The sequence below is a fragment of the Methylobacterium sp. genome (genome assembly GCF_019745455.1).
Lineage (GTDB): Bacteria > Pseudomonadota > Alphaproteobacteria > Rhizobiales > Beijerinckiaceae > Methylobacterium.
Window position 1 is genome coordinate 1 of the sequence record NZ_JAIETD010000069.1, and the last position, 6,431, is coordinate 6,431.

A 6,431-nucleotide genomic window follows, 5' to 3' on the forward strand; every position below is an offset into this window, starting at 1 on the left:
GCCTTGCAGATGTAGCGCCCGAACAGGATCAGCCAGTGGTGAGCGTCCTTCAGGTAGGCCTGGGGTACGATCGCCTCCAGGCCGGCCTGGACCTTGTCCGGCGTTGCGGCGACCACGAGGGGAATTCGATTCGCCACGCGGAAGATGTGGGTATCCACCGCGATGGTCGGCACGCCGAACGCGACATTGAGAACGACGCTCGCGGTCTTTCGACCGACCCCGGGCAGCACCTCCAGATGCTCGCGCTCGCGCGGGACCTCGCCGCCATGGCGTTCGATCAGGATCTGCGAAAGCGCGATGACGTTCTTCGCCTTGGTGTTGAACAGCCCGATGGTACGGATGAAATCGCGTAGCCGCGTCTCGCCGAGCCCGAGCATGGCCTCCGGGCTGTCGGCGATGGCGAAGAGCGGTTCGGTCGCAAGGTTCACGCTCTTGTCGGTGGCTTGAGCCGAGAGCACCACGGCCACCAGCAGGGTGAAGGCATTGATGTAGTCGAGTTCCGGCCTCGGCTCGGGATTGGCCGCCGACAATCGTGCGAAGATCTCGGCGACGCTCCCTTGGTCAACGGGCTCCGGCCGAGTCTCGACACGTGCGACGATCGGTTCGGCCAGGACCGCGCCGATTGACGGTTTCTTGAGCGCGCGCGGCTTTCGGGTCTTCATGGCCGCGTTATATTGGGGGAATGACGAGCCGCAACCAGCAGGTCCATCCCGACGGCCTCGATCCCGATACCATGGACCGAGCCCTGTTCCAGGCCACCATCCGCCCGCACCAATCCCTGAGCCGGGACGGCTTTCGGATTGTCATGGCCGGGTGCTGCCTCGTCTCGGCCGTGGTCTCCATCAAGATGATGCAGGCGGGCTTCTGGCCGATCGCCGGCTTCTTCGGCCTCGACATGCTGGCCCTGTTCATCGCGCTCAAGGTGAGCTTCCGCCGCGGCCGCTCCTTCGAGGAGGTGATGATCTCACCGATCGCCGTACTTCTCACCCGGGTGACCCATCGCGGAGAACGCCGCGAATGGCGCTTCAACCCGATCTGGACCAAGCTGACCCAGGTCGATGACGAGGAATTCGGGCTTCAGAGGCTCACCTTGGTATCGCGCCACGAGCAGGTTGTCGTGGCGCGCGACGCCTCGCCGCCCGAGCGCGCCGTCATTGCCGAAGGGCTGACCAAGGCGCTGGCGCAGGCGAAGAAGGGGTATTGAGGCTGGGCCCGCCGTCCGTGAGCGCCTCCTTGATCAGAGCAGCCTTTTGAAAAGCCTCCTGACCTCCGCGCGTTCGGCGGCGAGCTGAGAAGAAAGACTTCTCGCATCCGGCAGGCCCATTGCGGCGGCGAGCCTTGCGAGGATCACGGGCGAGGCGCTGGTCGGCTCGCCCTGAATCATCAGGCGCTGCCATTGATGGACCGTATCGAGGAACCGGTAGGCGTCGGCGAGCTTGTCCGCCTCGTGCGTGATCAGCAGACCGAGCGCACCGGCCCGTGCGAACAGCTCCGCGCCGGTCATGCGGGCGAGTTCGGGAAAGGCAGCAGCCTGACCAAGAACCAGCGCCTGTGCCAGAAAGTCGAGATCGAGCAGGCCGCCGGGGCTGAGCTTGAGGTCGAGGGGACCACGGGGCGGTTTCTCGCGCTCGACGAGGTCACGCATCTCGCGGACGGCTTTGTTCACGTTGGCCGGCTCGCGCGGACGCCGGATCGTCGCCTCGATGGCCTCGGCGACCTCGCGCCCCAAGCCCGGATCTCCAGCGATCGGCCTGGCGCGGGTCAGCGCCATGTGCTCCCAGAGTTCGGCCTCGTCGGCCTGATAGGCGAGGAAGCTGTGTAGCTGCGTCGCGATCGCGCCCTGGCCGCCGCCGGGTCTCAGGCGGAGATCGACCTCGTAGAGGGTTCCGCGACGCGTCGGTGCGGTCAGGGCGGCGACGAGGCGCTGGGTGAGGCGGTTATAGGCCACCGCCGCATCGAGGGAGCGCGGACCCGTACTGCGCCGGGCATCCGGATCGAAATCATAGATCACCATCAGATCGAGGTCGGATTCCGCAGTGAGCTGGCGCGAACCGAGCCGGCCCAAGCCGATCACCGCGATGCGTCCGCGCGGAATGGTGCCGTGCTCCGCCTCGAAGACTTGAGAAACGGCATCGAGGCTGCCGGCAATGACGGCATCCGCGATAGACGCGTAGGCTCGGCCGGCCCGCTCCGGGGTCAGGAAGCCCGAGATCAGGCGCGCGCCGTTGACGAAGCGCATCTGCCGGGCGGCGTCGCGGCTGCGGTCGAGGAAGTCCTCATGGTCTTTCGGCCGGCCGAGAAGCTCGACGAACTGCCGGGCTAGGCCGGCCGCATCCTCTCCGACATCGACGAAGCCCGGGTCGATCACGGCATCGAGGACATGCGGACTGAAGGCGACGGTCTCGGCGAGCCGCGGCGCGGAGCCCAGCAGATCGGCGAAAAGCTGTCGCAGGCGTTCATTCGAGCGCAGGATCGTCAGGAGTTCGAGGGCGGCCGGCATCCGGCCGAAGGCGCGGTCGAGGGCATCGAGGGCGGCATCCGGCTCGGCGGTGCTGCCCAGCGCCTTCATCAAGGATGGCAGGAGCTCCGTCAGGACCTCGCGCGCCCGCGCCGTGCGGATCGCAGGCCGGCGTCCGAAATGCCAGCCCCGCACCGTCTCCGTCGCTTTGCCGGGCTCGCGGAAGCCGAGGCTCTGCAGGGTCTTCAGGGTCGCCGGATCGTCGTCGACCCCGCTGAAAACGAGGCTGCCGGTGTCGGCCGATAGATCCGGTTCAGCCTCGAACAGCATCGCGTAATGAGCCTGCACTCGCCTGGCATGGTGCAGGAGCGCAGCCTCGAAGGCGCGCTTCGTCGGAAACCCGGCGAAATGCGCGAAGGCGGTCAGCTCCTTGGCATCCACCGGCAGGCGCTGGGTCTGCTCGTCGCGCAGCATCTGCAGGCGATGCTCGATGGTGCGCAGGAAGCGGTAGGCCTCGCCGAGTTCGTCGCGCGCCGCCGCGTCGATCCAGCCCTCCTCGGTGAGGGCGGCGAGCATCGCCATGGTCTCTCGCCCGCGCAGGGTGGGTCGCCGGCCGCCGAAGACGAGTTGCTGGGTCTGCACGAAGAACTCGATCTCGCGGATTCCGCCGCGCCCGAGCTTGATGTCGTGACCGGCCACCGCGATGGCGTCGTGACCGCGCACGGCATGGATCTGGCGCTTCATCGCGTGGACGTCGGCGATCGAGGCGAAATCGAAATACTTGCGCCAGACGAACGGCGTGAGGTCGGCGAGGAAGCGGTCCCCGGCGGCGATGTCACCGGCAATGGGACGTGCCTTGATGAAGGCGGCGCGCTCCCAGTTCTGCCCCAGCGTCTCGTAATAGACGAAGGCCGAAGCGATAGAGATCGCCGTCGAGGTCGAACCGGGGTCAGGCCTCAATCTGTAATCGACCCGATGGACATAGCCCTCCGCCGTGCGCTCCTGCAGCAGCTTCGCGATGCCCTGTGCGAGCTTTGCGAAGAACGGCGTCGGCTCGACACCGTCCTTGAGCGGTGCGACCTCGGGATCGAAGAAGACGACGAGATCGATGTCGCTCGAATAATTCAGCTCCCGCGCCCCGAGCTTGCCGAGCCCGAGGATGATGAGGCCGGAGCCGAGTTGCGGGTTCTCGGAATCTGCCGGCCTGTAGCGACCGGTCTCCGCGGCCTGGAGCAGGAGAGCATCAGCGGCGGCCGAGACCGATGCGTCCGCGAATTCCGACAGGGCGGAGGTGACCGTCTCCATCGGCCAGATGCCACCGATATCCGCCATTGCGACGAGCAGCGCGTGCTCGGTCCGGTTCCGGCGCAGGACTGTTCCGACATCGTCGAGATTCTGTCCGACCTGCCGGCCGGAATTGCGCTGGGCCTTGCATATGGCACGGTGACTCGCCTCGGGCGGACGTTCGCAGAGTCCGACGAGCCGCTGGGGATCGCGCAGGATCGTCTGCCACAGAAATGGGGAATGCTCGGCGAGGCCGAGGAGCAGCCCTTTCAGGGCCGGCGACGACAGGCCGGGCGGCAAGACCGGCTCGATCTCGGCGAGGCGCGACAACGCGGTGCCTCGGTCCTTGAGGACAGGCGCGGCCGCGATCCCATCTCGAAGGCTCAGGCTCATCGGGCCGCCTCATCGGCTTCGGCTATCGGAAAGGTCATCACCACCCTGAGGCCCGGAGCGTTGTCCTCTAGGGCGACCCGGCCTTGATGCAGGCGGACGACAGCTTCGATCAAGCTGAGCCCGAGACCGAATCCGGGCAGCGATCGAGATTCTTCGAGTCGCACGAAGCGTTCCAGCACCCGGGTCCGCGCTTCTTCGGGGATGCCGGGGCCACGATCGGCCACGGCTAGGCGGATCTCCTCGCCGTCGCGCATCGCCGAGATTCGGATTTCGCTCGTCCCTTGAGTGGACACGCCGTACTTCACGGCGTTGTCGATGAGGTTGGCGAGTGCCTGGCCGGCGAGTTCGCGGTTTCCCAACATCTTCAATCCAGGCTCGACGTCGATGGACAGGACCATGCCACGCTCGCTCGCCAATGCCTCATAGAGTTCGCCGACCTCCCGGACGGTGGCGGAGACATCGAAAGCCATCATCGTCCGGCGGATCGTGCCCGCTTCGAGGCGGGCGATCATCAGAAGCGCATCGAAGACCCTGATCAGTCCGTCACTCTCCTCGATGACCGCTTCCAAGGCGGCGCGAAGCGCATCGGGACCCTTGGCGCTTCTCAACGCCTCGTCGGCCTGGTTGCGCAGGCGGGTGAGGGGAGTCCTGAGGTCGTGGGCGATGTTGTCCGAGACCTCGCGCAAGCCCTGCATCAAGGCACCCATGCGGGACAGCATGGCGTTCAGGCTCTCGGCGAGGCGATCGAGTTCGTCGCCGTTGCCGGCGACCTGCAATCGGCCGTCGAGGTCTCCGGCCATGATCCGTCGGGCGGACTCGGTCATGTCGTCGACACGTTTGAGGACACGCGTCGCGACGAACCAGCCGCCGAGGACGCCGAGGATCACGACGAGAGCCAACGAGGAGAGGAAGGTGCGGCCGATGACGGATCGCAGGCGATCACGCTCTACGACGTCACGGCCGACGAGGAGCCTGAATCCGCCGGGCAGAGTGAAGATCCGCATGATGGCGTCATGATCGAGGCTGTCCGACTCGCCTCGGCGGGCATAAGCGCCCTCGATCTGCCCGGTGGCTGCGAGGAGGTCCGGCGAGAGCGCGCCGACATTGCCGACGATGTGTTCTCCCGCGGGTGTGGTGACCAGGTAGAGCGATGCGCCCGGCTCGCCGGCGCGCCGCTCCACGGTACTGATGAGCCGGCGCAGTCCTCCGGCGCTGTACTGCTCCGACAGGCCGTTGATCTCGGCATCGAGGGTAGAGGCGATCTGGTCGTCGAGCGCGCGGGAGGCGTTCCAGGCGACGTAACCGAGCCCCACGAAGGCGATGGTGGCGAACACCGCGAGATAAGCGAAAGACAGCTTGAACGCGGTGGTGCGGAAGAGTTTCGCCACTCCGATCGACGGCCGCCGCGCATTCCGAACGTGAGCCGCCGTGGAGGAGATCATGGTGATACCGGACCCGCGTCGTCGGCACGCAGAACGTAGCCGGTACCGCGGATGGTGTGCAGGAGTGGTCGCTCGAAATCCTTGTCGATCTTCGCCCGCAGGCGGGAGATGTGGACGTCGATGACATTGGTCTGAGGGTCGAAATGATAGTCCCAGACATGTTCGAGCAGCATCGTGCGGGTGACGACCTGTCCGGCGTGCCGCATCAGGTACTCGAGCAGCCTGAACTCACGGGGCTGAAGCGGGATATCCCGCCCGGCTCTGGCGACGCGATGCGACAGCCTGTCGAGATCGAGGTCGCCGACGCGGTAATGCGTAGCGACCGAGGCGCCCATCGCGGTCGAGCGCCGACGGGCCAGCACCTCAGCTCGCGCCAACAGCTCGGAGAAGGCATAGGGCTTGGGCAGGTAGTCGTCCCCGCCGGCGCGCAGGCCTTTCACCCGATCGTCGACCTGACCGAGGGCTGAGAGGAAGAGGACCGGCGTCGCGATGTCCTGTTCCCGCAGCGCCCGGACGAGGGACAGTCCATCGAGCTTCGGGAGCATACGGTCCACGACGAGAACGTCGTAGTCGCCCCCTTGCGCAAGCGCGTATCCGTCGAGCCCATCCGCCGCCGTGTCCGGGAGATGTCCCGCTTCGCGGAACGCCTTGGCCAGGTATGCCAAGGCCTCTCGATCGTCCTCGATGATCAGAAGGCGCATGGCAGGCCTATATTCGCATGCGTCAGAACGCACAAAGGGCCATCCCCTCGCGGAGATGGCCCTTTGTGCGTCGTGATCGTTGAGAGGGCTGTATTGATTGTTCTGTGCAGGTCTGGCGGCGACCGACTCTCCCGTGTCTTGAGACACAGTACC

Annotated in this window: 5 protein-coding genes; 1 reads left to right on the forward strand and 4 read right to left on the reverse strand. The window is 66.3% G+C overall.

From position 1 onward, the window contains the following. Positions 1 to 662 (reverse strand): endonuclease III (gene nth / locus K2Y56_RS15640; protein WP_292509324.1); only part of this gene is annotated, 662 nt, incomplete at its 3' end. A 20-nt stretch (positions 663 to 682) separates the two neighbouring features. Between nth and K2Y56_RS15645 the strand changes: the two genes are divergently transcribed. Then, entirely contained in the window at positions 683 to 1,204 is a 522-nt protein-coding gene (locus tag K2Y56_RS15645; RefSeq protein ID WP_292509326.1) for a DUF2244 domain-containing protein, read from the forward strand. Positions 1,205 to 1,237: 33 nt separating this feature from the next. Here K2Y56_RS15645 and K2Y56_RS15650 read toward each other — a convergent pair whose 3' ends face one another. The 3 genes from K2Y56_RS15650 to K2Y56_RS15660 are packed head-to-tail and all read right to left on the reverse strand — an operon-like array spanning position 1,238 to position 6,278. Continuing rightward, positions 1,238 to 4,135, reverse strand: coding sequence for a bifunctional [glutamine synthetase] adenylyltransferase/[glutamine synthetase]-adenylyl-L-tyrosine phosphorylase (locus K2Y56_RS15650; protein ID WP_292509329.1), 2,898 nt, complete (start codon positions 4,133 to 4,135; stop codon positions 1,238 to 1,240). Next, positions 4,132 to 5,577 (reverse strand): ATP-binding protein, encoded by a 1,446-nt coding sequence (locus K2Y56_RS15655; protein ID WP_292509331.1) that lies wholly within the window; start codon positions 5,575 to 5,577, stop codon positions 4,132 to 4,134. Before K2Y56_RS15655 ends, K2Y56_RS15650 begins: the two co-directional genes overlap by 4 nt. Further along, positions 5,574 to 6,278: a response regulator transcription factor gene (locus tag K2Y56_RS15660; protein ID WP_292509334.1), complete on the reverse strand. Its 705-nt coding sequence runs from the start codon at positions 6,276 to 6,278 to the stop codon at positions 5,574 to 5,576. The genes K2Y56_RS15655 and K2Y56_RS15660 overlap by 4 nt, the downstream gene beginning before the upstream one ends. Between the last annotated feature and the right edge of the window lie 153 nt (positions 6,279 to 6,431).